The 26,384-nt window shown below is 33.9% G+C and carries 23 protein-coding genes; 18 read left to right on the top strand and 5 right to left on the bottom strand.

Annotated features, from left to right (window positions below):
- Window positions 1–54: 54 nt before the first annotated feature.
- Entirely contained in the window at window positions 55–606 is a 552-nt protein-coding gene (locus tag FLS47_RS00145) for a hypothetical protein (protein WP_149912381.1), read from the bottom strand.
- Between the two features lie 329 nt (window positions 607–935).
- Between FLS47_RS00145 and FLS47_RS00140 the strand changes: the two genes are divergently transcribed.
- The 14 genes from FLS47_RS00140 (at window position 936) to FLS47_RS18905 (ending at window position 15,616) form a co-directional block, all read left to right on the top strand.
- Window positions 936–1,784: a helix-turn-helix domain-containing protein gene (locus tag FLS47_RS00140; RefSeq protein ID WP_149912380.1), complete on the top strand. Its 849-nt coding sequence runs from the start codon at window positions 936–938 to the stop codon at window positions 1,782–1,784.
- A gap of 20 nt (window positions 1,785–1,804) precedes the next feature.
- On the top strand, window positions 1,805–2,218 hold the full coding sequence (locus tag FLS47_RS00135) for a DUF983 domain-containing protein (protein WP_149912379.1): 414 nt from the start codon (window positions 1,805–1,807) through the stop codon (window positions 2,216–2,218).
- 98 nt (window positions 2,219–2,316) lie between these two features.
- The gene (locus FLS47_RS00130; protein WP_149912378.1) at window positions 2,317–4,179 is read left to right on the top strand and encodes a M1 family metallopeptidase; all 1,863 of its coding nucleotides are present in this window, start codon (window positions 2,317–2,319) and stop codon (window positions 4,177–4,179) included.
- A 549-nt stretch (window positions 4,180–4,728) separates the two neighbouring features.
- Window positions 4,729–5,409, top strand: a complete 681-nt coding sequence (locus tag FLS47_RS00125) for a LacI family DNA-binding transcriptional regulator (protein ID WP_149912377.1) — start codon at window positions 4,729–4,731, stop codon at window positions 5,407–5,409.
- Window positions 5,410–5,433: 24 nt separating this feature from the next.
- Window positions 5,434–5,754 carry a substrate-binding domain-containing protein gene (locus tag FLS47_RS00120; protein WP_149912376.1) on the top strand — a complete coding sequence of 107 codons (321 nt, stop codon included), beginning with the start codon at window positions 5,434–5,436 and terminating at the stop codon, window positions 5,752–5,754.
- Window positions 5,755–5,830: 76 nt separating this feature from the next.
- Complete coding sequence (gene rbsK, locus FLS47_RS00115) at window positions 5,831–6,742, top strand: ribokinase (protein WP_149912375.1); 912 nt, start codon at window positions 5,831–5,833, stop codon at window positions 6,740–6,742.
- 212 nt (window positions 6,743–6,954) lie between these two features.
- Window positions 6,955–7,779, top strand: coding sequence for a GRP family sugar transporter (locus tag FLS47_RS00110; RefSeq protein ID WP_223225067.1), 825 nt, complete (start codon window positions 6,955–6,957; stop codon window positions 7,777–7,779).
- 249 nt (window positions 7,780–8,028) lie between these two features.
- A complete protein-coding gene (locus FLS47_RS00105) occupies window positions 8,029–9,006 on the top strand; it encodes a hypothetical protein (RefSeq protein ID WP_149912374.1) in 978 nt (325 codons plus the stop codon).
- Between the two features lie 193 nt (window positions 9,007–9,199).
- Window positions 9,200–9,763, top strand: coding sequence for a helix-turn-helix domain-containing protein (locus tag FLS47_RS00100; RefSeq protein WP_149912373.1), 564 nt, complete (start codon window positions 9,200–9,202; stop codon window positions 9,761–9,763).
- 90 nt (window positions 9,764–9,853) lie between these two features.
- On the top strand, window positions 9,854–12,073 hold the full coding sequence (locus FLS47_RS00095; RefSeq protein WP_149912372.1) for a heavy metal translocating P-type ATPase: 2,220 nt from the start codon (window positions 9,854–9,856) through the stop codon (window positions 12,071–12,073).
- A gap of 27 nt (window positions 12,074–12,100) precedes the next feature.
- On the top strand, window positions 12,101–12,316 hold the full coding sequence (locus FLS47_RS00090) for a heavy-metal-associated domain-containing protein (protein ID WP_149912371.1): 216 nt from the start codon (window positions 12,101–12,103) through the stop codon (window positions 12,314–12,316).
- A gap of 578 nt (window positions 12,317–12,894) precedes the next feature.
- The gene (locus FLS47_RS00085; RefSeq protein WP_188347318.1) at window positions 12,895–13,977 is read left to right on the top strand and encodes an erythromycin esterase family protein; all 1,083 of its coding nucleotides are present in this window, start codon (window positions 12,895–12,897) and stop codon (window positions 13,975–13,977) included.
- Window positions 13,977–14,852 carry an ABC transporter ATP-binding protein gene (locus tag FLS47_RS00080; RefSeq protein WP_149912369.1) on the top strand — a complete coding sequence of 292 codons (876 nt, stop codon included), beginning with the start codon at window positions 13,977–13,979 and terminating at the stop codon, window positions 14,850–14,852. Before FLS47_RS00085 ends, FLS47_RS00080 begins: the two co-directional genes overlap by 1 nt.
- Entirely contained in the window at window positions 14,849–15,616 is a 768-nt protein-coding gene (locus FLS47_RS18905; RefSeq protein ID WP_149912368.1) for an ABC transporter permease, read from the top strand. The genes FLS47_RS00080 and FLS47_RS18905 overlap by 4 nt, the downstream gene beginning before the upstream one ends.
- A gap of 242 nt (window positions 15,617–15,858) precedes the next feature.
- Here FLS47_RS18905 and FLS47_RS00070 read toward each other — a convergent pair whose 3' ends face one another.
- From FLS47_RS00070 to FLS47_RS00055, 4 genes are all read right to left on the bottom strand, one after another.
- A complete protein-coding gene (locus FLS47_RS00070; protein ID WP_149912367.1) occupies window positions 15,859–17,280 on the bottom strand; it encodes an RtcB family protein in 1,422 nt (473 codons plus the stop codon).
- Window positions 17,281–17,293: 13 nt separating this feature from the next.
- Window positions 17,294–18,349 carry a DNA polymerase beta superfamily protein gene (locus FLS47_RS00065; RefSeq protein WP_149912366.1) on the bottom strand — a complete coding sequence of 352 codons (1,056 nt, stop codon included), beginning with the start codon at window positions 18,347–18,349 and terminating at the stop codon, window positions 17,294–17,296.
- Window positions 18,324–19,088 (bottom strand): nucleotidyltransferase domain-containing protein, encoded by a 765-nt coding sequence (locus FLS47_RS00060; RefSeq protein ID WP_188347317.1) that lies wholly within the window; start codon window positions 19,086–19,088, stop codon window positions 18,324–18,326. Before FLS47_RS00060 ends, FLS47_RS00065 begins: the two co-directional genes overlap by 26 nt.
- Before the next feature lie 74 nt (window positions 19,089–19,162).
- Window positions 19,163–20,251: a slipin family protein gene (locus FLS47_RS00055; protein WP_149912364.1), complete on the bottom strand. Its 1,089-nt coding sequence runs from the start codon at window positions 20,249–20,251 to the stop codon at window positions 19,163–19,165.
- A gap of 896 nt (window positions 20,252–21,147) precedes the next feature.
- On the opposite strand from FLS47_RS00055, the gene FLS47_RS00050 reads away from it, so the two are divergent.
- The 4 genes from FLS47_RS00050 (at window position 21,148) to FLS47_RS00035 (ending at window position 26,207) form a co-directional block, all read left to right on the top strand.
- The gene (locus FLS47_RS00050) at window positions 21,148–22,173 is read left to right on the top strand and encodes a helix-turn-helix transcriptional regulator (protein ID WP_149912363.1); all 1,026 of its coding nucleotides are present in this window, start codon (window positions 21,148–21,150) and stop codon (window positions 22,171–22,173) included.
- Between the two features lie 991 nt (window positions 22,174–23,164).
- On the top strand, window positions 23,165–24,025 hold the full coding sequence (locus FLS47_RS00045; protein ID WP_149912362.1) for a TlpA family protein disulfide reductase: 861 nt from the start codon (window positions 23,165–23,167) through the stop codon (window positions 24,023–24,025).
- 342 nt (window positions 24,026–24,367) lie between these two features.
- The gene (locus FLS47_RS00040) at window positions 24,368–25,378 is read left to right on the top strand and encodes a type IV toxin-antitoxin system AbiEi family antitoxin (RefSeq protein ID WP_149912361.1); all 1,011 of its coding nucleotides are present in this window, start codon (window positions 24,368–24,370) and stop codon (window positions 25,376–25,378) included.
- Between the two features lies 1 nt (window position 25,379).
- Window positions 25,380–26,207, top strand: a complete 828-nt coding sequence (locus FLS47_RS00035; protein WP_149912360.1) for a nucleotidyl transferase AbiEii/AbiGii toxin family protein — start codon at window positions 25,380–25,382, stop codon at window positions 26,205–26,207.
- The last annotated feature ends 177 nt before the right edge of the window (window positions 26,208–26,384 follow it).

Genomic DNA, 26,384 nt, shown 5'->3' with positions numbered 1-26,384 from the left:
AATGATTATGTTTTCATAACCCTCTATGCCGGGCAGGCTCGATGATACATCCAACTAGCTTATCATTAAGCCGTGCTCATCAGCAAAAGCAAGAACCTTTTCGTATGATACTTTTAGATCAAATTGCAAATCTTCGTGAAGTTTGACGTATTTGTTGAAAGTCGTTTTAAGGCGTGCGGCTACATAGCGTTGTAATTTGTCAGCAGCAGCGACGTAGGTTTTGTGAAATAAGGCAGGATAATGTTCGAAAGCACGTTCTAATATCAACAAGCGAAATTCAGCTTCGCTAAATTTATCTTTAGTCACCTTCTCGTGCTCATTGATCATACCGCTGGCTTGTCGTAGCAATACCGTCAACGCGCGGTAATGGGAATACATCGCGACATTCTTTATACCCGAACGATTGGGTGCTAATAACTCATTAAGTCTTTCACGTAAGGCATTAATGCGTTCTTCCAAATCAAATTCATCTTCCAGTAATTGGTAGTGCAGTTGTTTGATCAGCATTTTGTCTTTGCTGATTAAGCGCACCAACAATTTATCCTTCTCCTTCGGAGGAAGGCTAAGAACAGCTGCTTTGAGTTCGTGGTCTTTGTGTAGCGACATTAGGTTAAAGTTAGTAAGAAATGTTGAATTTCTTAGGTTTATTGATAAGCCCTCTTGCCGGGCAGGCAGTTACTTTTTTAGCGAAAAAAGTAACCAAAACCTCGTCGTTTTACCGGATTGGCACAATGTCACACCCTTCTTGGTGTTGCCAATCCATTAAGGCGACATTGTTCGTAGCTGTGGGGAATGTGCAAGAACTTTTTTTAATACTGAGTATTTAATGAAAGAGCCATATAAATTGTGGTATTATTTACTTATCCATAAAAAGTACCATTAATTAAATTAATACTACCATATATAATGGCGTATTCAAAGTATCTTTGTATACGATGGCAAAAGTTCCTGTTATAGCGCAATGTGTGGTGTCTGATGGGCTCAATCAAGATATTATGATTGAGAGTCTAGCAGATTATTTGGTTCGAAATTCGAATCTTGTATTTCCACATCGCCATAATTTTTACCATTTTGTCTTGTTCACAGCAGGACAAGGGTCACATACGATAGATTTTGAAAAGTTCGTGATAGAGCCATGGCAAATCTATTTTATGTCGCCGGGACAGATACACGCTTGGGAATTCAAAGGGGATATGCAGGGCTATGTAGTGAATTTTCATAAGGATTTATTTAAAAATGTATTGTTGCGTTCCGATTATCTGACGACATTATCGTTTTTCTCTGGATTGGTCAGAGATGAAGTATTTGTCGTGAATGAAGAGGATAGATCATTGGTTTTGGAAATTCTAGAACGTCTTGCTAAGGATAGCATGCAGAAGGAATTTGTATCAAGCTCATTGTATTACCTGTTTAATCTGTTGAATTCCCGACGTGTACCATCTGTGACTCAAGATACAAATGCATATAATCATACCCTGTTGCGTAATTTTTTGAATCTGATAGAATCAAATTTTACGTCATTACGTCTTCCCAAAGAATATGCAGCATTATTGTACATTACGCCAAATCATTTAAACGCACTTTGCAAAGAATTAATGGGTCAATCCGCTGGCGAGCTGATTCGTGATCGTGTAATATTGGAAGCAAAGCGTCTTCTTGTAATCAAAGATTACTCCGTTGCTGAAATAGCTTATGAGCTGAATTTTAACGATAATTCGTATTTTACAAAGTTTTTTAAGAAAGCAGTGGGTGTGACGCCAGAAGAATTTAGAAAACACATATAACATTAAGAAATACATATACTATGTCTACAGAATATACAATACCTAGTGAAATTAAGAGTGCCATAGATGGAAAATGCCCTCGTTGTAGAAAGGGCAACATGTTTAGAGCACCATTATTGAGTTTCAAATCGAAGAAGATGTATGAGCAGTGCCCACATTGTGATTTGAAATTTGAGAAAGAGCCGGGCTACTTCTATGTAGCCATGTACGTGAGTTATGCTTTTATAGTGGCTCAATTGGTAGCATCTTGTGTAGGAACATATATTCTGACAGGTAATTTGGAATCTCCATGGTTGTATTTATCAGTTGCAGTTGCCGTGGCTATTCTACTTGCGCCTTTTAATTACCGTTATTCCAGAATTGTGCTGATGTATTGGCTGACACCACAATTCAAATTTCAAGAAAAATACTTTTTGAGGAAAAAAGAAGCTTAATACTCGTATAATTCGTTTATTTTGTAACAATATAGAAGGGATTTGTCGCTCCAAGCGATAAATCCCTAATTTTATTTTTTAAACTACTACTTTGATTTATGAAATACTTTGCACTTCTACTGTGTGTCCTGTTATCAACATCAACTTTTGCGCAGCGAAAGGGGTATTGGCAGCAAGATGTTCAATACAAGATGGATATTGATGTCAATGAAAAGAATTACCAATACGATGGTAAAATGACATTATTATATGGCAATAATTCCGGACAGTCTCTTTCAAAAGTTTATTTTCACTTGTACTTCAATGCCTTTCAACCGGGAAGTATGATGGACAATCGGTTGGTATCTATTGCAGATCCAGACGCACGTATGGTAAAAAATTTGGGTACGAAGGAAAAGCCAGTTTACCAAAGTCGTATCTCCCAACTGACTCCGGAGCAGATTGGTTACCAAAAGATTTCTTCGATCAAAGTGAATGGCTCTGTCGCGAACTTCAAAGTTGATGGTACAATCTTAGAAGTGACATTACCTACTGCATTAGCAGATGGTTCTAAAACTACTTTTGAGTTGAAATGGAAAGCACAAGTACCTGAACAAATACGTCGTAGTGGTCGTAATTCTAAAGAGGGTGTAGCATTTTCAATGGCGCAATGGTACCCGAAGATGGCACATTTTGATGAATTTGGATGGCATTTGGATGAATATGTAGGCCGTGAATTTATTGCTCCTTTCGGAGATTTTGATGTGACTATTCATTTGCATAAAGATTATGTGGTGGGTGCATCAGGTGTATTACAAAATCCAAATGAGGTAAAAGGCTACGTAAATAAAGCAAAGATTAAGACTAAAAATAACAAAGCATCATGGCGTTTCAAAGCGGAGAATATTCACGACTTTGCATGGGGTGCAGACCCTAAATTTGTGGTTGATTCTACAGCTTCGGCAGGAGGTGTTAAGATATACGCAGTATATATTCCAAGTAATAAAGACGTTATTTCGAATTGGACGCAAGCTTTAGGCTTTTCGAAAGAGTTTTTTGATTTCACATCAACACGTTTTGGCGAATACCCTTGGCCTACTTACACGATCGTACAAGGTGGTGATGGCGGTATGGAATACGGAACGATGACGTTGGTTACTGGTGGTCGTAATCTGAAAAGCTTAGTAAACGTGATATTCCACGAAGTGGCACATTCATGGTATCAGCATATGTTTGGTATCAACGAAACGGTGGACGAATGGTTCGACGAAGGATTTACTTCATACATCGAAGAGCTGGGTATGCAGCATATATTTGAAAAGAAAGGCGCTGTCGCAACGAATCCAGTGATTGAGCCTTATCGTGCATATTACCGTTTGGCTTTGTCAGGAAAAGAAGAGCCAATGAGTTTGTTGGCTGATTATTACAAAACCAACTATGGATATTCTAACCAAGCCTACAATAAAGGTGCGGTATTAGCTGAACAATTGGGCTATATTATTGGTCAACAAAACTTAGAGAAAACTTTTTTGAAATTCTATAAACAATGGAAGTTCAAACACCCTACGCCTAATGATTTCAAGCGTGTAGCGGAAGAAGTTTCAGGAATTAATTTGAAGTGGTATTTCAACTTATTTATCAACACGACGCGTAAGATCGATTATGCGGTGGAAAGTGTTGCCGACAATAATATTGTGATTCGCAATAAATCTGATATGGCGATGCCATTAGATATTTTGGTGGAATACAAAGATGGTTCAAAAGAATTATTCTATATTCCACTTCGTGAAATGCGCGGAGAAAAACCAACAGAAGATTATACGATCTACACTGGCGTGAAGCGCACCGTATTAGAAGATTGGTTTTGGACTAAACCAACATACGCATTCCAAGCTGCAAAAGGTATTGCTAAAGTTACGATAGATCCTACCCAACGTTTAGCCGACATAGAAGCGAGCGACAATATAAAAGAGATTAAGTAAGAGAAACCTGCCTCGAGCAGGTTTTTTATTTGTCGGACACAGAAAGATCTCCTATTAAGCTCTGAGTCCTATTTAATTGTGCAGTTTTTTGGAATGTGCTAGTTTCAAGTATAGTTACAACTATATACATAAAAATAGAACATAATAGCATTGCTACGCAAAGTAGAAATTGTTTCATAGTTGAAGTTTTGTTAGTGATTTTTCAATAGGTGTACTCAAATTTATTAGTATTTTATATTTTAATCTATAATTATTTCACAAATACCTATTAATCGTGGTACTCAAAAGAAAAAAATACATATAATTAAATCTTAAAGAAAATGTTAATTCAAATAATCATTTACAGAACAATTTTCGTACCACACGTAATTAAGTCCTACAATAATTAATTAAATGTAACTTTCGAAAGGTGAAGAGCAAGGTAAAGAATCGGATTTACAAAATTGATGATTTGTTTTTTGTATAAACATTTAAATATGCTCAATTCAACAAAATAAATTTAAATATTAATGAAATTCATAGTATTTGAAATCACACAAGTTCAATAAAATGGATAATTCGGGAAAAACAACTATTAAAACTATAGCTGAAGCATTGAATTTATCATTAACTACGGTATCGCGCGTATTGAATGGAACATCTGAAAAGTATCGAATCGCAAATACTACGCAAGAAATCGTGCTTCAAAAATCTAAAGAATTAGGTTACATACCTAATATGGCGGCTAAGACATTACGAAATAGCCGTAGTAAAACCATAGGTTTACTTCTCCCCTCTTTAGATAATCCTTTTTTTTCACAGATTGCGAGTACTGTAACAAAAACACTTTATGCTAAAGGCTATGTGGTGTTGATTAGCGATTGTAACAACAACCCAAAAGATGAGGTTAAATATTTGAAATCATTGATTGGACAAAATTTGGAAGGATTATTAATAATTCCTTGCGGGGATAAATCCAATTTCAGCGCTCTATCTAAGCTCAATATGCCAATTGTCTTCATCGATCGTATGATATCTGGAATGAATTATCTAAATGTGAGCACCGATCACTATAAGACCACCTATAAGTTAATGAATTACCTTTATACGCGAGGTCATCGAAAAATAGCATGTATACAAGGAGACCCTCAAGTTTCATCTAATGCATCGCGTGTAGCAGGTTACGAAAAGTTTATTAAAGATTATAATTTAGCATTTTCGTATATAGGAGGTAAAGAATTTACAGCATAAAATGGCTATGTAAGTACTCGAGAATTGATTAGCAGTAGCGCCACACCCACCGCCATCATATCTTTTGGTGATACTATATTATTAGGTGTTCTGCAAGCTCTAAAAGAGAATAACTGGAAAGTTCCTACAAGAGTATCCGTGGTTTCGATAGATAATTCTCCCTATTTAGATTTTTTAGAAGTACCTATTACTTCCATAGCGCAGCCCATCCAAACCATTGCTGTACATTCCTCAAGTGCTATTTTAGATATGATCAACAACAAAAACGCAAAGTATTCTTCCACACCTATTCTGCTAGATGCTTACTTGGTAGAAAGAAACTCTGTGCGCACCATTAATAAATAAATTTAATATAATTGCTCTAATTAAATATTTTATTTATTTCGCGACAACGTTGTCGCAATCGACAATCAACTATCTTATGAAAAATCAAATTCTTATAGTCGGAAGTACTAACACCGACATGGTCGTTAAGACTAACCATTTTCCGCAACCCGGTGAAACCATTTTAGGTGGTGAATTTTGTGTTTACCAAGGTGGGAAAGGTGCAAATCAAGCTGTCGCTGCAGCACGTTTAGGTGGAGACGTTGTCTTTATCTCTAAATTAGGAAATGACTCTTTCGGACTAAATTCTATTGCAGCTCTGCAAAAAGAAAACATAGACACCACCCAAGTTCTTATAGACGATAAAGTGAGTTCTGGAGTGGCTTTAATAACAGTAGATAAAAAAGGAGAAAATAATATTGTAGTAGCACCTGGCGCTAACAACACGCTTTTACCTGAAAATATCGAACATTTAGATACTATTCTGGAGAAGTGTAAAATCTTACTCGTACAATTGGAAATACCATTAAAAACTGTACAGTTTGTTTGTCAACGAGCGAAAGAAAAAGGTATTATCGTAGTCCTTAACCCTGCTCCAGCTACAAAATTGGATGAATCAATATTGAAATATGTAGACATTTTGACTCCTAATGAAACTGAGTGTGAATTATTAACAGGATTGAAAATTAATGATAGTTTAGCGGCAGTAAAAGCCATCAACACATTATTGGAAATGGGGGTTTCCACGGTGGTAATTACACTAGGCAAACGTGGTGCTTATGTATATGAAAACAATGAGCTTACGTTAGTTCCTACAAAGGAAGTATTTGCGATAGATTCCACAGGTGCAGGAGATGTATTCAACGGGGCATTAGTGGTAGGACTAGCACAAGATAAAACATTGGTAGATGCGGTACGACTAGCTTGTGAAGCAGCGGCAATATCGGTTACGAAGATGGGCGCGCAGTCTTCGGCTCCGACTTTAGAAGACTTAAATACATCTAACTAAAATATTTAACCAATTAATTTTTAATAATTATGTTTAGAGTTGAAAGTTATACACTAGCAGTGATTCTGTGTGTTATCACTATGTTCTGCTGGGGATCTTGGGGTAACACGCAAAAGCTCGCTTCAGAGAAATGGCGTTTTGAGTTATTCTAATGGGACTACGTAATCGGCATGGTCCTTTCATCATTACTTTATGCCTTTACGTAAGGTAGCATTGGTTCGGAAGGTCGTAATTTTTGGACCGATTTAGCCCAAGTCGAACAGTCCAATTTATGGTCTGCAATAATGGGAGGAATTGTATTTAATGCTGGAAATATACTGCTGTCAGCATCCATATCGATAGCAGGTATGGCGGTAGCCTTTCCTGTAGGTGTCGGTATTGCACTAGTTCTAGGTGTTATAATTTACATGGGGTCACAAAGTGGAAATCCTCTACTGTTAGGTCTTGGTGTATTATTTATAGTATGTGCTATTATATTAAATTCCTTAGCTTATAAGAGCACTGCTACAAAAGAAGACAATAAATCCTCGATTAAAAAAGGGCTTATATTGCCTGTCTTTGCAGGACTTTTAATGGCATTTTTCTACCGTTTTATAGCATCATCAATGGATTTAGAAAACTTTGCAAATCCACTAGCGGGAAAAATGACACCATACACAGCTTTCTTTATATTCTCAATAGGCGTGTTGATTAGTAATATGTTGTTTAATTCGATCCTGATTAAAAAACCTTTTGTTGGTAAACCGACATCTTACAAGGCATATTTTTCAGGATCATTTGCGAATCATTTACCCGGAATACTGGGTGGTTTAATCTGGGGAACTGGTAATGTAATGAATCTGGTAGCTGCTGGAAAAGCGGGAGCTGCTATTTCTTATGGATTAGGTCAAGCCGCTACACTTGTTGCCGCGTTTTGGGGAGTTATAATTTGGAAAGAATTTAAAAATAGTTCTAAAAAGGTTACCAATATGTTGGTTGGTATGTTTCTATTATTTTTGATCGGAATCGTTTTAATTATAATGGCTGGAAATGAATAATTGTTTAAGATTAAAGTATGCTTCAATAGGCCTTACATCACTTTATGTCTTTGACTGTCGGTACTATTAACTAGCACATCAAAACAAGGTGTAAATAATTTTGGGATAATTTACATCTTGTTAATAGATTATTACTGCAACTATCTACCCTTCGATACACAGTAATATTTTGCTTATCTATTCATATTTTTGATTTTTTCCTTAACTTAATCGTAATTTTTTTGTTAACACAAGCTAATCATAAATAAAATGAAAAGATTACACTTCAGAATATTAAGTCTTTTGCTATTTATAGGCATATTGACAAATTCAGCTCACGCTCAATTTGGAGATTTATTGAATAAGGCGACAAAGGCAGCTGCTGCAAAAGGAACAAAGGCACTCGGATTGGATAATATCCTCAAACAGCCAGAAGCCATATCAACAAATTTTGGTGATGTAAACCGTACGGATGAACAAATGCCCGATTTTCATAATGATCAGCAGTATACTCCACTTACTGATTTACCAAAAAATCCAGAAGGAGGATATGTATTGAAGGCGGGACATTTTGAAATTATAAATAAAAGTTATTGTTTGAAAGCTGGAACGTATGCTCCATCCTCTGGTGATGGATATATGTATGCGCCAGTATTGGGAAAGAAAAAAGATATTGTGACTATAATTCTGAAAAGTGCCGAAAAACATCCAGAAGTCAAACAGTCAGATATACAGATGCTTTTGTGGACAATTATTGCGCGAACAAAATTTAGTGATTATTCTGGTTCTGTAAAAGAAACAGCGATACGATTACTGACGCCCAAACAATTGTTGCAATTAGAAGGTGGTGCATTAGGTATTCTTCCTTTTGATGTCGTACAAAAAGCAAAAGATCAATTACCTAGCGAATTGAAATTAGTTTTTGAAGCAGAAAATAACATTAGAAACTTGGTTTCATCTGGTAACTATTCTTATGCTGAATTTGAGAAATATGCGATTTTAGCGGGGATGGCTCCAGCGCGGACAGATGCGCCTCGTGGAATTTGGACATGCCATCCTGACGGTTATTATGTACGTTATTTTCCTAGTGGGTATAGTCAAACCAAAACGCAGATCTACGTACCAGAAGATATTATAACTCGTTTAAACGGCAAAAAGCTAATCTACGATGCTACAGATGATATTGCTTGTCCTGCAAATACAGGTTCCCAACGCTTGGCACAAACAAACGAAGTTTTCTCTTTATAAATAATCGAGTACAGAAAAAGCATAGATTGGTAAGGTATTTATTTAGCTTTATATGAATTCTTGATATGCAGAGCCATACTCACCAAATAAATACTCAGCTAACTAATGTTCTTGTCATTAAGACGAATTTAACAGCAGTCTTACAAATCGTACGTATCAAACTATTAACTTTGTTGTTAAACGCAAGTTCATTATGCCTACATTATATATTAAAAACATGGTTTGCAACCGTTGTATTATGGTGGTTGAACATGAATTGGAAAAAGCGAATATTCATGATGCTCAAGTAAAGTTAGGTGAAGTAATATTAGCAAAAGAGCCTACCGATGAACAAATTCAACAATTTACTAAGCGTATCGAATCATTGGGATTCGAGCGGATTGATGATAAAAAAAGTCGACTTGTAGCACAAATTAAAAATCAAATTATTAAGTTGGTTCATTACGATGATAATCATTCAAAAACGAATTTATCTGAATCGATCAGTTCACTCCTCCATCAGGATTACAGCTATTTATCCAATCTTTTCTCCGAAATAGAAGGAACTACGATTGAAAAGTATTATATCGCTCAAAAAATCGAAAAAGTAAAAGAGTTATTAGTCTATAATGAATTATCACTTAGCGAGATAGCCGATCGATTAAATTATTCAAGTGTAGCTTATTTAAGCAATCAATTCAAAAAAATCACAGGCCTATCTCCTAGCCAATTTAAACAAATCCGTGTGGACAAAAGAAAGCCACTGGATGAAGTATAAGTAAATCTTACAAAACCTTTCCAAAATAGTATAACAGTTTATATTGTTTGTTTTGCAAACTTTGTACTAGAACATTAAAATAATCACTCTATGGCAAAGCAAGGGAAAGATATTATAAAAGGAACTTATCCAGTATTGGGCATGTCTTGTGCTGCTTGCGCTGGAAGTGCTGAAAACATTATCAAACAGCAAGAAGGTGTATTAAATGCCTCTGTCAATTTTGCTACAGGTAATCTATCAGTGGATTATAGGTCAAATATCACTTCTTCTGAAAAACTACAACAAGCACTACAATCTGGTGGCTTTGATTTGTTATTGGAGGATGAAAGTACACTACAAGATACATTGGAAGCTTTACATACAGCTAAATTCCAACAATTGAAAACCAAAACTTTTTGGGCAATTACCTTATCAATTCCAGTCGTAATCATTGGTATGTTTTTTATGGATATACCGTATGCTAATGAAATCATGTTTGTTTTTACTACACCAGTGGTCGTGTGGTTAGGACGAGATTTCTTTGTTGGTGCATGGAGACAGGCAAAACATCGTACGACCAATATGGATACATTGGTGGCATTGAGTACAGGGATTGCCTATTTATTCAGTGTTTTCAATATGTTATTTATGGACTTCTGGATACAAAGAGGTCTACATGCACATGTGTATTTTGAAGCGGCCGCAGTTATTATTGCGTTTATTCTACTGGGAAAACTTTTAGAAGAAAAGGCCAAAGGAAATACTTCTACAGCGATAAAGAAATTGATGGGTTTGCAACCTAAAACTGTGAATTTGATTATGGAAAATGGTGAGGTAGAAACTCGACCTATTGACCAAGTGCAAATAGGTGATCGTATGTTAGTAAAGCCAGGAGAGAGAATTGCTGTAGATGGATTGGTATTAGTTGGCAATTCTTATGTCGACGAAAGTATGTTGAGTGGTGAACCTGTTCCCGTATCTAAATCGAATGGGGATAAGGTATTTGCTGGCACGATCAATCAGAAAGGTAGTTTTCAATTTGAAGCGAAAAAAGTAGGAAAGGAAACCCTATTGGCTCAAATCATCAAAATGGTGCAAGATGCACAAGGTAGCAAAGCGCCTGTTCAAAAACTAGTTGACAAAATAGCAAGTGTTTTCGTTCCTATAGTTATTGCAATTGCCATTCTTACTTTTGTTTTGTGGACTGTTTTTGGCGGACAACACGCTATGGTACAAGCCATGTTAGCTGCAGTTACAGTATTGGTTATTGCCTGTCCATGCGCATTAGGATTGGCTACGCCAACGGCGATAATGGTAGGTGTAGGAAAAGGTGCAGAACAAGGCATTTTAATTAAAGATGCGGAGAGTTTGGAATTAGCAAAAAAAATAGATGCGATTATTCTGGATAAAACTGGTACTATTACACAAGGACGTCCAGAAGTCGATGAGGTAGTTTGGTCTAATTTTAATAAAACAGACGAAGCGATTTTATACAGTATTGAAAAACAATCCGAACATCCATTGGCCGACGCCGTAGTCAAATATTTAGATAATGTATCAATTGTTGAATTAAATACCTTTGAAAGCCTTACAGGTAGAGGAGCTAAAGCAAAATATAGTGGACTAACATATTTCGTTGGAAACAAAAAGTTACTAACGGAACAGGCTATCTTCCTCCCTTCAAATTTGGAAACAAAAGCCAACAGCTGGTTAAGTGAAAGTAAAACAGTTATATGGTTTGCGAATGAAAATGAAGCACTAGCAGTGCTTGCCATTTCTGATCAAATTAAACCAACTTCGGCTCATGCAATTCAAGAATTGCAAAGTATGGGTATTGATGTATATATGCTTACTGGGGATAATGAAGCAACCGCTCGAGCTGTAGCAAAACAAACAGGAATAAAAAACTACAGAGCGGAAGTATTGCCGCAAGATAAAGCGGCATTTGTTAGGGAACTTCAGAAGCAAGGTAATATTGTGGCGATGGTAGGTGATGGTATTAACGACAGCACAGCATTAGCCACTGCAAACGTGAGCATTGCGATGGGTAAAGGTTCGGATATTGCGATGGATGTGGCGAAGATGACCATTATATCTTCGGATTTGACGAAGATTCCACAAGCTATACGACTTTCTAAACAGACTGTAGCAACGATAAAACAAAACTTATTCTGGGCATTTATTTACAATGTAATTGGCATCCCAATTGCCGCAGGTATTTTATATCCTATCAATGGATTTTTGCTAAATCCTATGCTAGCCGGAGCTGCTATGGCCTTAAGTAGTGTTTCGGTAGTGTCCAATAGCTTGCTATTAAAGTGGAAAAATTAAACAAGATTATAACTAAATTTTAAAGACATGGGAAACAAGGACTTCAAATTCAAAACTAACATTAACTGTGGAGGGTGTATTTCTAAAGTAAAACTAGCTCTAGACACTGCGGAAGGTATAAGCCATTGGGCTGTAGACACGGATAATGCAGATAAAATTTTAACGGTTTCATCCGAAGGAATCTCAGAAGAAAAAGTATTAGAAATTGTAAAAGCCAAAGGCTTTAACATAGAAACTATTTAGTCATTATTGGCAAACTGAGCATTAACGGCTTAGCAGATTTTGCTAAGCTGCTTAATACCCTTTATACAAATAGGACTCACAACACTTTATTGCGAATTTTGTTTATTGAATAATCCGTTGTTAAATCCGTTTCATTGAATAAACTTTTACCTTTGTATAATAACAACTGAGCGGCACCCAGGATGTTTAATTAAGTTAAATATCAACTACTTTTAACTGATCCTCCCAAATCTTATTAAAAAATAATTTATGGAATATAGCTTATAAAATCATCATGTTATTAACCATAAATAAATCTTAATTTCATTAAAGCTATTATATATAGGTTTTTTAGATTTTTTTTATAAATACAATAACTAAAGCATCATAGTTTTACTATTATATAATAGCAGAGATTAACCCATTATAAACACTATATGAATCTTAAGCCAATTATTTACGTAAGTATTTCTCTGTTATTATTAGCTATTACAGCCCTCATAATATGCTATATATCAAACAACTCTTTCATAGATAAAAAAACTGCACTAAATAAACTTATTGGAACCGAGATTTTACACAATAACACTTCTCACAATATGGATTGGAGACTACTCGACTCTCTCATTAGTAATAAGCAGATAATTCTATTAGGCGAGCAACAACATGGAGATGGAACAACACAAAAAATATTATCTGAGCTAGTGTTGTATCTAAATCAAAAAGGCTTCAATACACTGTTTCTTGAAACTTCCTTTTATGACACGCATCGCTTTTGGGAACGCTTACAACTTGGACAAGTAAATGATTTTCATCGATCCACAATATATCCATTTTGGAAGAATGCAGAACAAACCAAATTACTTAGAGATACTATAATCTTCAAATCAAAGAATAAATCCCCTCTTTATCTAAAAGGAATAGATTTTCAAATACCAATTAAGTTTTCTCAACATAAAATTTATGAAGATTTAATTTCTTATGCAAAACAAATACCAGGCTTTAAACAATCTCAGATCAAACACATAAAGCATTCATTAACCAACCGGTTTGGCCCAGTGCTGTATTTCAATACACCTGGAGAAAGAATGGATACCAATAGAAAATCATGTCTGAAGGAATTACTTGACTTGCAGCAGCTCATCAACAAGAAAGAAAGTAAAACGGAGAGGGATAGTCTTTACTTACAATACATTAATAACATTTACCATTTTTATTATTCCAAAATGTATTTGAAAGACAATGAGTTCAATAACACTAGAGACTCTGTTATGTTTTCAAATATTTTATGGCAAATGAATAAAAACAAATCATCAAAAGTTATTGTTTGGACCGCAAATGCACATGCAAGCAATGATAAAAACCAATGGGTTCGTATAGGTGCACATATAAAAGAGCATTATGACAAAAACTCTTTAATAATCCTGACAACTTCATTAAATGGCTCCACCACTAATATAAACTCTAACAAGGTCATAAAATTAAATCCTCCAACATCTTTATCGGTCGAAAATACATTAGCAGAAAAAACTGAAGAACATCGCATTTTAGTGGTTCCTCATAACTTAAAAAAGCAAAAGTCAACTATGCGTTTTTACGGACACAATAATATAGAAGACGACTGGTTCAATAAATTTGACACGTTTATATTTATTAAAAACATGCAACCTAGTAAATACTAATGGAAGAATTATATAAAATTAGCAATCTATATTTCTCTTATAAAGACAGAGAAATAATTAAAAACATCTCTTTTCGGGTAGAAAAAGGTGAAATAATTGGCATATTAGGTCCAAATGGAGCCGGAAAATCTACGTTGTTTAATCTTCTTACTGGGGTTCTTACTAATTATTTAGGAGACATATATTTCAACAATCTACCAATTAAGGGAAATGAAATAAAAATCAAGTCTATGATAAGTGCTATTCTTGATAGATCATCTACATATGATAATATGTCCGTTATAGCTAATATCACTTACTTCTGTAATATTTGGGACAAAGACTTAAGTATAGGAGAAAAATTATTAGATGATTTTGAATTGACTTCTTACAGTAAATTCAAAGTCTCTCAACTATCATCTGGCTACAAGCAGCGTCTAAAAATCGTAATCGCTTTACTCAACAATCCCAGCGTAATCTTTCTGGATGAACCTTGGCTTGCTCTTGACCCAGTTAACTCAAAGTTTCTAACTGAAAAGATAAAGGAGCTCAATGTTAAATTAAATATAACCTTTTTCATCGCTGCTCATGACTTGGTTGAACTGGAGTGTCTTTGTTCTCAATTCATATTTATAGAGTCTGGCCGCATAGTTTTGAACTTCCATAAAAACACTTCTGATTTGTTTAATATATATACAGTGAGTAAAGAGAAAATCCAAGACATTCAAACACTTAATTTAAAAAATCTTTTAAACCTGGATAATCAACAATATATGTTAATTAATCCCTCAGAACAAGATTTAGAAGAACTGGTTATTGATAACTTGAAACAAACAACCCTCAAGGAACTATATTTCAGAATATTAGATTCTCTTACAAAAATTGATAAAATATGATATCATTAAAAAGATTATTTTATGCGGACTTTGTTAAAATTCTTAATAATAAGCCCATGCGTCTTACCTTAATTTTACCCCAAATATTGGCCATAGTCTTAATACTATTAACGAAAGATAATACAATTAATTTTCAAAAAACTGGGTATGATTTATGGGTTATTTATAGCAAAGATGTCCTTCTAATACTAACATTTATATTCCCATTACTTGCAATAATTTACCCTTATATTATTTTTGACAATGAATATCGCTATAACGGACCTAGAACACATTCTACATTGCCTTTAAAAATGGGTGAATATTTTTTGTCAAAACTCTTTGTCATGTGGATATTCTTAGCATTTATAATTATAACATCCTCCCTTATGTTACTATTTGGCGGATATGTAATCGGAGCCTACTACCATATCCCAGAGTTTAACTTATATAATCCAACTTTTATTATTATATATACTTTCACATTATTACCAGTATGCATCTGTCTATCAGCCATACACACCATACTAAATATATTCTTTCATAATATATTAATCAATACTGTGCCATTTCTACTACTAATATTTATTTCAATCTTTTTAATAGAATGGGAATACAAGTACTTCTTCATTCATACCTATCCATTTATTGCATACAGTAATCTTCAACATGAATTTGATTTGCTTTTTATTTTGCCTTTACTTATAAGTATATCTATTACTATTTTAACTCTAGGATTTGTCTATTACATTCTACCTAAACTTCAACAGTTATGGGTTAGATAATATAAAAAGTATATTTACCTTTGACTCATAACAAACTGAGCGGGCACCCAGAATGTTTAATTGTCTTAATAATCAGCGAGTTGTGTTTTTAAAGTAACATATAGAAAACATAGAATTTCCTGTATTTTTTGACAATTGGATTATAAATTTTGAAAGAAAGTTTGAGATGAAGTTCTTTACGACATAGAAAAAAATGTTCCTGTTATATCATATGATATAACAGGAACATTTTTTTATTGTCATCAATCTTCACGAGAACCATCATCGGCCATCCGAACAATTTTTGGCGAGAAAGTAGCTACAATATTCACTAAATCCTTTTGAGCTGACATCACCGTATGAATATCTTTATACGCCATAGGTGCTTCATCCATTCCTGCTCCGATTAAGGTAATGCCATGATCTGACAACAATGTCTTAAGATCATTTTTACGTAATGTCTTTATAGCTTTTGTACGGCTCATAAGCCGTCCTGCACCATGTGATGCCGAATTAATAGAAGTTTCCTCACCTTTTCCACGTACCAAAAATCCTGGTGTAGCCATAGAACCCGGGATAATTCCCATAACGTCTTTGGAAGCAGGTGTAGCCCCTTTACGATGTACGATCACTTCTTCACCATTGATTTGCTCTTTCCAAGCAAAATTATGGTGGTTTTCTACTTTGGCTAATAATTCAGCTCCTAAGGCTGATTTTATTTTAACATGAATCATTTCATGACAAGCAGAAGCATAATCACCAGCCAAATTCATCGCCAACCAATATTCATGTCCTGCCTCAGAATCCAAATCTAAGTAGGCCAAATTTTGTGCTTTGAAAGGTAACTTACATAATTCCTTTGCCAATTTGGTATAATGATCTGCTATGGTAGCTCCCATTCCTCGAGAACCTGAATGTGTCAATAATGCCAAATAAGAACCTTTTTCAATATTTAAAACCTCATCCTTCTCTTTGAACTCCATTACCCCAAATTCCACAAAGTGATTACCTCCTCCAGAAGTACCCAATTGCGTCCATGCCTTGTCCTTCAATTCTCGAATGAAAGCATTAGTTTCAAACAAGGAGTTATCCAATACAGCATGATCCGAGCGTTCGTGCTTTAAAAAACCATGACCTGCACCAAATTTGGTGTTGTCGATTAAGATTTTCTTCAATTTATGATGTTCTAAATCTAAATAATTAGCAGGTAAATCAAAAACTGATAACGCCATTCGACAACCAATATCCACACCTACACCGTAAGGAATAATCGCATTTTTGGTAGCCAACACACCACCAATGGGCAATCCATATCCTTGATGCGCATCGGGCATCAAGGCTCCTGCAACAGTTACAGGAAGCGTCATAGCTACATTCATTTGATCTTTAGCACCTTCCTCAATATTCTCTACACCATAGACGGTATATTCATTGGGTTTATCATTCAGTGTAATCAGCTCTTCATCAATCTTTTCTATATTTAGCAAGATATTCGCCAAAGGCTCAAAAGTTGGATCTTCCAAAAAGGATTCAGGAGTTTCTAATACATCTTTAAACTTTTGAAGCATCTCTTCTTTTGTGAGCCCCAAACGTTTTTTATTAATTTTCAATGCTACTCCCATAGCATGATTTTCTTTATATCCTAAAGCAATCAAATCGTTGCCATTTATTCTTTTATTTTCCATTAATACTAACTCATTAATTGTACAAAATTGTACGTATCTCAACCAATATAGATCGCAACAATTCTATATTTAAAGTTTCTTTTAATTCACTTGTGATACTCAATTCGTTTATTTCATCTTGCAGAGTAACAGCCTTATCTAGTAACTCTTCATAGGTATATAAACCAGATTTTATCTTAAGCAGTTCTTCTCGATTTGACCTTTTAACCCGTAAATCTTTATGAAGCAATATATCCTTAGCGACTTCCTTCAGGCGTATTGTATGCATCATATTCTTGGCATCGTATCCAGTATTATGGTTCAAGTTAGCAAGAAATCGTTTTTCATTACGATTAGATTCCCAATCAAAATATTCCTTATAATTCTTGCAATGCTGTGCAAATGAATCTTGATTCACCACTAGATAAGCTTCCAATTTTTCACCTTTAGGTATGGATGAGCAGGACACGTCACAACTATCAGGTTTTGCTAAAACTCCTTTATACTTTCCATTTGTTGAGTCATGATACAAGCCGTATGTCCCTTTGCAATGATTCAATTTAGCTAATCCACAATTGGTCTGATCCCAACCTTTATTTTCCAACCATTGAACAAAAGGTTTGGCATCATTACCTTCTAGAATATAGCAAAAATCTAACAATGTTTTTCTGTCCCGTGCTATCGGATTATTGATTTTCTTATTTAGACCTTTTGCTTTTTGAACCTGAACCATTGCATAATTCGAAAATGTCTTGACAGCTTCCAAGGAAAGGCAATCTCGAATATTCAAATCTTCCATCAAAGGATGCTTATATCTCACACAATCAATAGGGGTTGCTAATATTTCCAAAGCACTCGGATTACTCTTGGACAAGAGTTCGAAAAACCGACCCAACTCGTAGTAAACCACATCATTTTTTTCATCCGCAACTTGTGCTATATATTCACCCGAATAAAAATCGACTTTAGGAAGATAGAAGACACCTTTTATATCCATGTCCGAATCTTTAGTAGCCAATCCATAAGCATGGCTACCAGCTACTACTTCAAAAAGTATTAATCCATTAGCACGAAGCGCTTCTATAGTCATCTTCCAATATTTTTAAAAATCCAACATTTGCCAATTCTTTACTTATTATCATTGCATCCAAAGTATCGGCGTAAGTCCATATTTCGTCTTGTAATTCTATGATGAATTTTCTCATTTCATCTGAAAGATTAAAAACAAAACTTTCTTCAAGCTCTAACTTCAGACTTCTCAACTCTTTACATGATACTTTTATTTTCTCCGGAAGCAAAGTCATCAAAGGTTCAAACTCCATAGGCGCATAAGTCCCAAATTTCATATTCCAATAAGCTGAAAGCAAAGAGCGCATGATATAAAAAAAAGATTTCAATTTCATTTCTTCAAAAGATACAGCTTCCATTCGACCTTTAACTATCCCCAAATAATGATGTATATGTCTTTTTGACACATAAAAATTTGGGGAAACTGATTTCATATAGTTTCTAAAATCCTTCTTTTCACAGTAAACTATAGGCGATTGCAACCATTCAAATGGAGTCACATTACTCTTATGAAGTAGCAAAAACACTTTCTTGATGTCCCAGCCTACAAAATCCAAATCATCCACTATGGCGAACCCCAATTCAGTAGATTCTTCAAATACGGTCATATAATGATCCTTCTTTCTTTTATAGATAAAACGAACATCATAGTCACTATCTGTTGATGGAAAACCCCAAGCTCTACTTCCAGATTCGCAAGCAAACAATATTTCTATGCCGTGCTTTTCTTCTATTTTCTTCAATCTTGATATTATTTTCATTTCCATTAATTCCCTATTTTTGGTTAGCGGTAGCAACCTCTTCAAAAACTACCCCTAACCGTCTAAAAATCTAATTATTTAACAAACAATTGTTTCAACTGATCAACGATTTGACCATTGCCAGAAACAGAAATGGAGTTGATTTTTTCCGCAATTTTCTCCACATATTCCATCTCTTTCAATTTGAACAACATCCCGTTTTCTTCCATCAATTTGGCTGTATTCAACAAGCTTCTTGCCGAAGCCGTCTCTTCACGACGTGTAATGATGTTAGCTTGCGCACGTTTTTCAGCTACCAAAACTTGATTCATGATTTCACGAATATCACCTGGTAAAATCACATCTTTCAATCCGGAATTAAAGATTTTTACACCTAATAATTCTACTTGAGATTCAACTTCTGCCAATATATGCTCATTTAGAGCTGACTTATTCTCCATCAATTCGTCCAAAGTCAATTGACCTATATAAGAACGTAATGCTAACTGCATTAAAGTGTACAATTGTTTTTCAAAATCCTTATTCTCCAATAAGGATTTGATTATATCAACCACTTGGTATTGAACCGAGAAGTTGATACGGATTTGTGCTTTATCTTTAGTCAATATTTCTTGGCCCACGATTTCCATCGTTGTCAAGCGAATATCCGCTTGTGTGACGGCAATAGTAGTGGAGTTTTTCCACCAGTAGTAGGTACCCGCTTCCAACACATTGACGAATGCGCCATCGACAAATAATAACCCTTTCTCGGATGGCTCAATCTTATATTGACGAACGTAGAAAGCTAATTTCTCTAACAAATTTTTGTCTATGCTATTAGAAACTTCTATTGTCGAAATATCTTCTTTTTGGAAAGTTAATTTTTGCAAACCTTTCCAAAATACATGTCTACCTGATGCTAATGATTGCTTGAAATTACCATTTGCATAAACAATTCCAATTTCATGATCCAATACATCTACAACTTCTACCAATTCCGAAAAACCTGAAATCTGTAACAATACATCAACATCATATGGCGTATGAAATGGCTTTGCCATATCATATCTTTGTATATTCTCGCCGAATCCTAACCAATATTTCCCGGCAGTCAATATGCGAACTACAGCATTGTTTTTTACAACAAATCCAACTTCATTAGTGTTAATAGTTACTCTTTTCATATTATTGATTTTAATGTTTTTAATTATTTGAACAGTTGAACTCCTAATTCTAACTATTCATACCTCAATTCTTCTAAAAAAGCCTTTCGAGTCTTGCTCATCAGTTCGCTACGGAGTACAGAAGGAGTTTACTAAGCCACACGAGTATTCATCTATTATATTTCGATGATCTACGACCAAAGATTTCCCTAGAGATTACATACGAATATGTTTAACAAACTTGTTCTATTCTGCTAAGAAGCAAGCCGATTTGTTATTTTCATACTTTAATTAAAGCAATTCAACAACCGAACAAGAGACGAAAAGCTTATGGTGACTTTTTGAAAGAAAGTCTAAACTTCAAAAATGGAACTTTCGTTCCTCCAACCGATGACACATGTGACAGATGTGTGCGGGACTCGAACCCGCCTTTTTTGGCTATACTCTACCCACTGAGTTATTTCGTCTATGACAAAAGTAGGATTCGAACCTACGACCCTAGCATTAACACCACTGTCCTCTTGCTATGTCAGTATATTGTATTCTATGGAATCAACACTATCTTGCTATACAGAAACAAGAGACTAGGACAAGCATTCGAGCTTTGTGGTTTCTTTGTGCACGTTTGTGCACATATCTTTATAAGCTTTTCGCTTCATTATAATCAAAGAACTCATTCAACTTAGCTGACATTACAAAGATGCAAAGGTCTATACGCAACAGTTTTGCGCAGTAAAACAATTAATGAAATAAATTTCGTATAAACAGATAATTTACTTAAAATCAGTTGTATAATTTTTAATAAAACAATATTTATTACAAAAATGAGGTTTGTTAGTGAATAATTACGCAAGTCCTTTGCGTAGTAAAATAATTGTCCTTACATTTAATACTGTATTTAAAGCACACAAATAGCCATGTCTGTAAATAAACTTGCACTTATACGTTATAAAACTATAGATCACTTCCTCAGACAGCGCCATAGAAAGTGGACATTGGAAGATTTGATGATAAAAATTGCAGATGCATTATATGAATACGAGGGTATTACATCTGGAGTCAGCAAACGAACGGTGCAAGGTGACATACAGTTTATGCGTTCTAATAAGCTTGCTTATAATGCACCAATTGTGGTGGTAGATAGAAAATACTACACTTACTCAGACCCTAGTTACAGTATTAATAATTCTCCAATGACTGATGCTGATTTAGGTAAAATGAAAGATGCTGTAGATTTTTTGAAATATATGAATGGTTTCACTCATTTTGAAGAAATGAGTGATTTGATTGTTCGTTTAGAGTCCAATTTGAGTAAATCCGAAGGAAATAAAAAAGTAGCTATACAATTAGAAAGCAATAAGCTACTCAAAGGTTTAGAGTGGATTACAGCAATACACAAAGCCATTCGTGACGAGATACCCTTATTAATATCCTACAAATCTTTCAAGTCTAAAGCAGAAACGCAACAAGTTTATTTTCCTTACTTATTAAAGGAATACCGAAACCGTTGGTTTTTGATCTGTAAACCTAAAAAGGGAACCGTTTTAATAACTTTGGCTTTAGATCGAATACTTGAAATTGAAGAAATGGCAAAATCCGGATTTGTACCTTACGAAGGAATAGATTTTGAACGTTATTTCGAAGACACCATCGGTGTTACAAAAACTAGTCGTGACAGAGGTCAACGTGTCATTCTCGAAATAGATGCATACAATGCTCCTTATGTAGAAACCAAGCCTATACATCCATCCCAACAAATTCTCAAAAAAAGAGAAGATGGAAGTATCATTATACGCATAGATGTGGTTTTGAACTTTGAATTAGAACGTGAGATTTTAGGTTTTGGAGAAAATATAAAAGTTATCTCTCCTCCTCGATTAAAAAATTTTATAAAACGAAGATTAGAAAAATCTTTGGCCAATTATGAAAATAATTACATTTAAATCGCTTATTTAATTCCTTACCTTTGCCCTATAACAACTGAGCGGGCACCCAGAATGTTTAATTAGCCTAAAAATCAGTAGGTTATATTTTTAAAGTAACAAATGAAAAACATAGATTTAACCTTGTTTTTTGACAATTGGATTATAAAATAAACTATTTTTTTCAACTTATTTAACCTATATTTTCATTATTGATGTAAGGATAATATATTCTGTTATATTTAGTATCTACATTATATTTTTCTTGTAAAAGTTTATCTAGTTTATCCGAAAAAAGACTAGGAAGATAGTATGTAGTATTTGAATTTGTTTCGATCTTACAATAAAAGTAATTTTCAAATGGAAAACTTTGAATACTTAAGCTCGAATATCTAGTGCTCGACATAAATATCTTCACCTCAACAATATCATTAATTGGTATAGTGATTACTTCATGTTTACTTTCAATTTTTATCATATCTTGTAATAATACAACAGTCCGATTTTTACAGTACTGATTATGATTTAAATGTATTATTAGAGTGGGAATAATTAGTGCCATAGCCCCAAAAATCGCTAAAAGAAAAACTCCCTGCTCAAAATCACTAGCCCACAGAACAAAATACATCAAAATAAAGTAAAATAGTAGAATCCATAAATTTCTAAAATGGCTCCAAAATGTTAGCTTAAGACTCATACTCCAAATATAATAAAATACTATAATCGTATTATTTTTTAGAAGATAAGCGTTTTCAAAAACAATGACTCTAAATCAATTATATCATTAGTATCTTTGTCAAATAATAACTGAGCGGGCACCCAGAAAATTAAATAACTCTAAAAATCAATGAGTTGTGTTTTAAAAGTAACAAATGGAAAACATAGATTTCTCTATGTTTTTTGACAATCCCAATACAATTCACCCATTCTAAAGTATATTGTTGAAAAATAATTTATGGAATAACCCTAACTAATTCATCATAATTATGATTATCCAATTAAATCATAATTTATGCAAAATCTCAAAAAATATTGGAAGTATCCTATTCTGTCTTTTGTTTTACTAATTATTTGTCTATCAGTTATACCTTTAGTTAGAAGCTATTATAACTTCCACACAAATATTGTTGTTAGTCTATTTTCATATTTTATATTCTCATATTTAATTTTAAAAAAGACTCTCCTACAAAAGGAAAAAAATATAAAATCAATTCTAGTATTATTACCATTTATAATATTGGTCATCCTTTCGTTTTTCTTTCAATTATTGGATTATTTCCCAGGGTTAGTTTTTGCACCAGTAATTGGGATAACATTGGGGTATATTTCAGATATGGTAAATAACAAATTTTATAAGTTTTATATTCTAATTATACCAATTCTATTAAGTGTATGGGTATTTACAACATTTTCAAAAATATGGCAAGACTTTATGATTTACAGGACTTTTGGAACAGGGGAAACATTAAAAGATGCTCCGCATTTCACATTTTACAAAGAAAATGTTCGACTCAGTAATAAAAACTTTATAGGAAAAACATCCGTATTCTTTATATGGAATACAAGTTGTCCGTATACTCCCAGATATTTACCTTCTTTGAAGCTTCAATATGAAAAATTTTCAAGTAATGAAAAAATAAAATTTTACTCAGTCAATATTCCTATGAGTAAGGATACATTAGGAACTGATTCCTTATATTTATCCCAATATGGTATAAATCTGACTTTTCTTAAAGTTTCAAAAATCGAGGATATGTATGAAATGTTTGGTCAAGCACCAATTCCTCTTACAATAATTTTAAATCCAGAAGGTAAAATTGTTTATTGGGGAAATATAGATAAAATTGGATCAACCTTGACCAAATATCAATGACAATCATCCTATTATTCCCACTAAGTTTTAATAATTACTTACCTTTATCACAAAACAAACTGAGCGGGCACCCAGAATGTTCAATTAGTGTAAAAATCAATTAGTTACGATTTTAAAGTAACAAATAGAAAACACAGTATTTCCTTTGTTTTTTGACAATCCGATTATATGAAGTTAGATAATATCCGGATAATAGAACCATTATATGTTTATTATCCACGAACTAAACTCTTATATATTTAATTCAAGTTTTAAACATATAATATTTCTTTGATTATTAAATAATGTTCATTAAATTTGATTGTTCACGTAACGTGAACGCTGCAATAAAATGAACAACCAATGTCTCAACAGGAAATCAAGACGGTAAATAAAGCATTGAACAATCTCCAAAATGTAGCGGGTATATATGGAGAGTGGGAATTCTTAGAACATACTAAAAATACAGGAATAGATGGAATATTGACAATTTCTTTAGGCGAAAATAGAATTAGTTTTAAAACGGACATAAAGAAAGAAATCCGCCACACACATATAGAACTAATTAAAGCTCGTGCTAACGTAAATGATATGTTCTTACTCTTAGCACAAAACATTTTTCCTAAAGCTAAGGAAATGCTAAGAAATGAAAATATAGCGTATTTAGATATAGCTGGAAATTTTTATTTCCGGAACGAGAGCTGCTATATTTTTATTGAGGGAAACAGAATACCAACAGTGGAAAAAGAAAAACCTAACAGAGCATTTACTCCTACTGGACTTAAAATAGTCTTTTTATTGCTTACTGAAAAGAACGCTTTAAATATGTCTTATAGGGAAATTGCTCATCGAGCAAATGTAGCACTAGGCAACGTTCCTTTAGTTATAAATAATTTACAAGAAGCCGGTTATCTAATCGCTAAAAATAGAAATAAATATATAATAACTCGTAAACGAGAGCTACTAGACCGATGGATTACAGGCTATGGCGAGACCTTGAAACCAAAACTAATGGTAGGGCGCTATCGGTTTTTAAAAAATAATAAATATTGGAAAGAGCAACAACTTGCACCTGGTGATGTATGGGGAGGAGAAGCTGGTGCGAACATAATGTCAAATTATATTGAACCCGAAATAAAAACACTTTACACCAAATTATCGAAGATGGAGCTTATGACAAAAATGATGCTTGTACCCGACTCTAAAGGTGATATTGAAATCATACAGCATTTTTGGCAAGAAGCGTATAATTTAGAGAAATACTGTGCGCCACCAATATTAATTTATGCTGATTTAATCATTAGTCAAGATCCAAGAAATATAGAGGTTGCAGAATCGATTTTTGACAGTTATTTAAAAGCAGATTTTTCCTAATATGAGACACGGAGAACTTAAACATATATTTGATATAGTGGAGCGCAGCTTTAATCAATTAAATATAGACTTTTACTTAATAGGCGCATTAGCTAGACAAGTATGGTACGAAAAAGGTAACATGAGTTTTAGAACAACAAAAGATGTTGATTATGCTGTATTGGTGTGTAATGAAGATGAGTACCAGCGGATCAGAGCGTATCTTATAGATACTGAAAAATTTACACCATATAGAGGTAATGCATTTGTTCTAATTGCTCCAGATGGTACGCAAGTGGACATTTTACCATTTGGTGAAATTGAAGATGATGGAAGTGTCACTGTTAATGGACAAGGAATGACCAGTATTCGTGTAGATGGATTAATAGATGTATATAATAATGGGATAGAAGATGTAGAATTTGAGACTGGACATTCATTCAAAGTAGCAACATTACCTGCAATAGCCTTACTCAAGTTTATTGCTTACGATGATAGACCCGAACATCGTCAAAAGGATGCTACTGACATCTCGAATCTAGTTGTCCATTTTTTTACATTAAATGATGAAATGATATATCAACATCATAACGATTTATTTGATGAAACAAAAAATATAGTTTTCGAAAGCATCGGACCAATTGTATTAGGGAGAGAAATGAGAAAAATTGCAAGTAGCAATGAGGGTTTAGTAAAAAGACTTAATAATATTTTAGAAAAGCATATACAAAAGGAAGAAAATAGTGCATTTGTTCGATTAATGGTTAATCCTTTAAATGATGATTCAACTATTGAAAGTGTTGTAAAAGCATTAAAAGATATATATAAAGGTTTTAATAATTCTATATAAATATCTTTTTGTCCTTAATTCCTTACATTTGACTCATAACATCTGAGCGGGCACCCAGAATGTGTAATTGCCTTAAAAATCAATTAGTTACATTTTCAAAGTAACAAATAGAAAACATAGATTTTTATATGTTTTATGACAATTTGATTATAAATTCTTAAGAAAAGTTTGAAATGT

The sequence above is a fragment of the Sphingobacterium cavernae genome, assembly GCF_008520265.1.
In the GTDB taxonomy this organism is placed as follows: domain Bacteria; phylum Bacteroidota; class Bacteroidia; order Sphingobacteriales; family Sphingobacteriaceae; genus Sphingobacterium; species Sphingobacterium cavernae.
This window is presented reverse-complemented; position numbering and strand designations above follow the sequence as displayed.

Coding starts and splice junctions, on each gene's coding strand:
- FLS47_RS00140 (WP_149912380.1), top strand. CDS start 936: ATGGCAAAAGTTCCTGTTATAGCGCAATGTGTGGTGTCTGATGGGCTC.
- FLS47_RS00040 (WP_149912361.1), top strand. CDS start 24,368: ATGTCTCAACAGGAAATCAAGACGGTAAATAAAGCATTGAACAATCTC.
- FLS47_RS00125 (WP_149912377.1), top strand. CDS start 4,729: ATGGATAATTCGGGAAAAACAACTATTAAAACTATAGCTGAAGCATTG.
- FLS47_RS00085 (WP_188347318.1), top strand. CDS start 12,895: ATGGATTGGAGACTACTCGACTCTCTCATTAGTAATAAGCAGATAATT.
- FLS47_RS18905 (WP_149912368.1), top strand. CDS start 14,849: ATGATATCATTAAAAAGATTATTTTATGCGGACTTTGTTAAAATTCTT.
- FLS47_RS00070 (WP_149912367.1), bottom strand. CDS start 17,280: ATGGAAAATAAAAGAATAAATGGCAACGATTTGATTGCTTTAGGATAT.
- FLS47_RS00080 (WP_149912369.1), top strand. CDS start 13,977: ATGGAAGAATTATATAAAATTAGCAATCTATATTTCTCTTATAAAGAC.
- FLS47_RS00145 (WP_149912381.1), bottom strand. CDS start 606: ATGTCGCTACACAAAGACCACGAACTCAAAGCAGCTGTTCTTAGCCTT.
- FLS47_RS00050 (WP_149912363.1), top strand. CDS start 21,148: ATGTCTGTAAATAAACTTGCACTTATACGTTATAAAACTATAGATCAC.
- FLS47_RS00035 (WP_149912360.1), top strand. CDS start 25,380: ATGAGACACGGAGAACTTAAACATATATTTGATATAGTGGAGCGCAGC.
- FLS47_RS00130 (WP_149912378.1), top strand. CDS start 2,317: ATGAAATACTTTGCACTTCTACTGTGTGTCCTGTTATCAACATCAACT.
- FLS47_RS00095 (WP_149912372.1), top strand. CDS start 9,854: ATGGCAAAGCAAGGGAAAGATATTATAAAAGGAACTTATCCAGTATTG.
- FLS47_RS00060 (WP_188347317.1), bottom strand. CDS start 19,088: ATGAAAATAATATCAAGATTGAAGAAAATAGAAGAAAAGCACGGCATA.
- FLS47_RS00100 (WP_149912373.1), top strand. CDS start 9,200: ATGCCTACATTATATATTAAAAACATGGTTTGCAACCGTTGTATTATG.
- FLS47_RS00105 (WP_149912374.1), top strand. CDS start 8,029: ATGAAAAGATTACACTTCAGAATATTAAGTCTTTTGCTATTTATAGGC.
- FLS47_RS00135 (WP_149912379.1), top strand. CDS start 1,805: ATGTCTACAGAATATACAATACCTAGTGAAATTAAGAGTGCCATAGAT.
- FLS47_RS00065 (WP_149912366.1), bottom strand. CDS start 18,349: ATGACTATAGAAGCGCTTCGTGCTAATGGATTAATACTTTTTGAAGTA.
- rbsK (WP_149912375.1), top strand. CDS start 5,831: ATGAAAAATCAAATTCTTATAGTCGGAAGTACTAACACCGACATGGTC.
- FLS47_RS00090 (WP_149912371.1), top strand. CDS start 12,101: ATGGGAAACAAGGACTTCAAATTCAAAACTAACATTAACTGTGGAGGG.
- FLS47_RS00045 (WP_149912362.1), top strand. CDS start 23,165: ATGCAAAATCTCAAAAAATATTGGAAGTATCCTATTCTGTCTTTTGTT.
- FLS47_RS00055 (WP_149912364.1), bottom strand. CDS start 20,251: ATGAAAAGAGTAACTATTAACACTAATGAAGTTGGATTTGTTGTAAAA.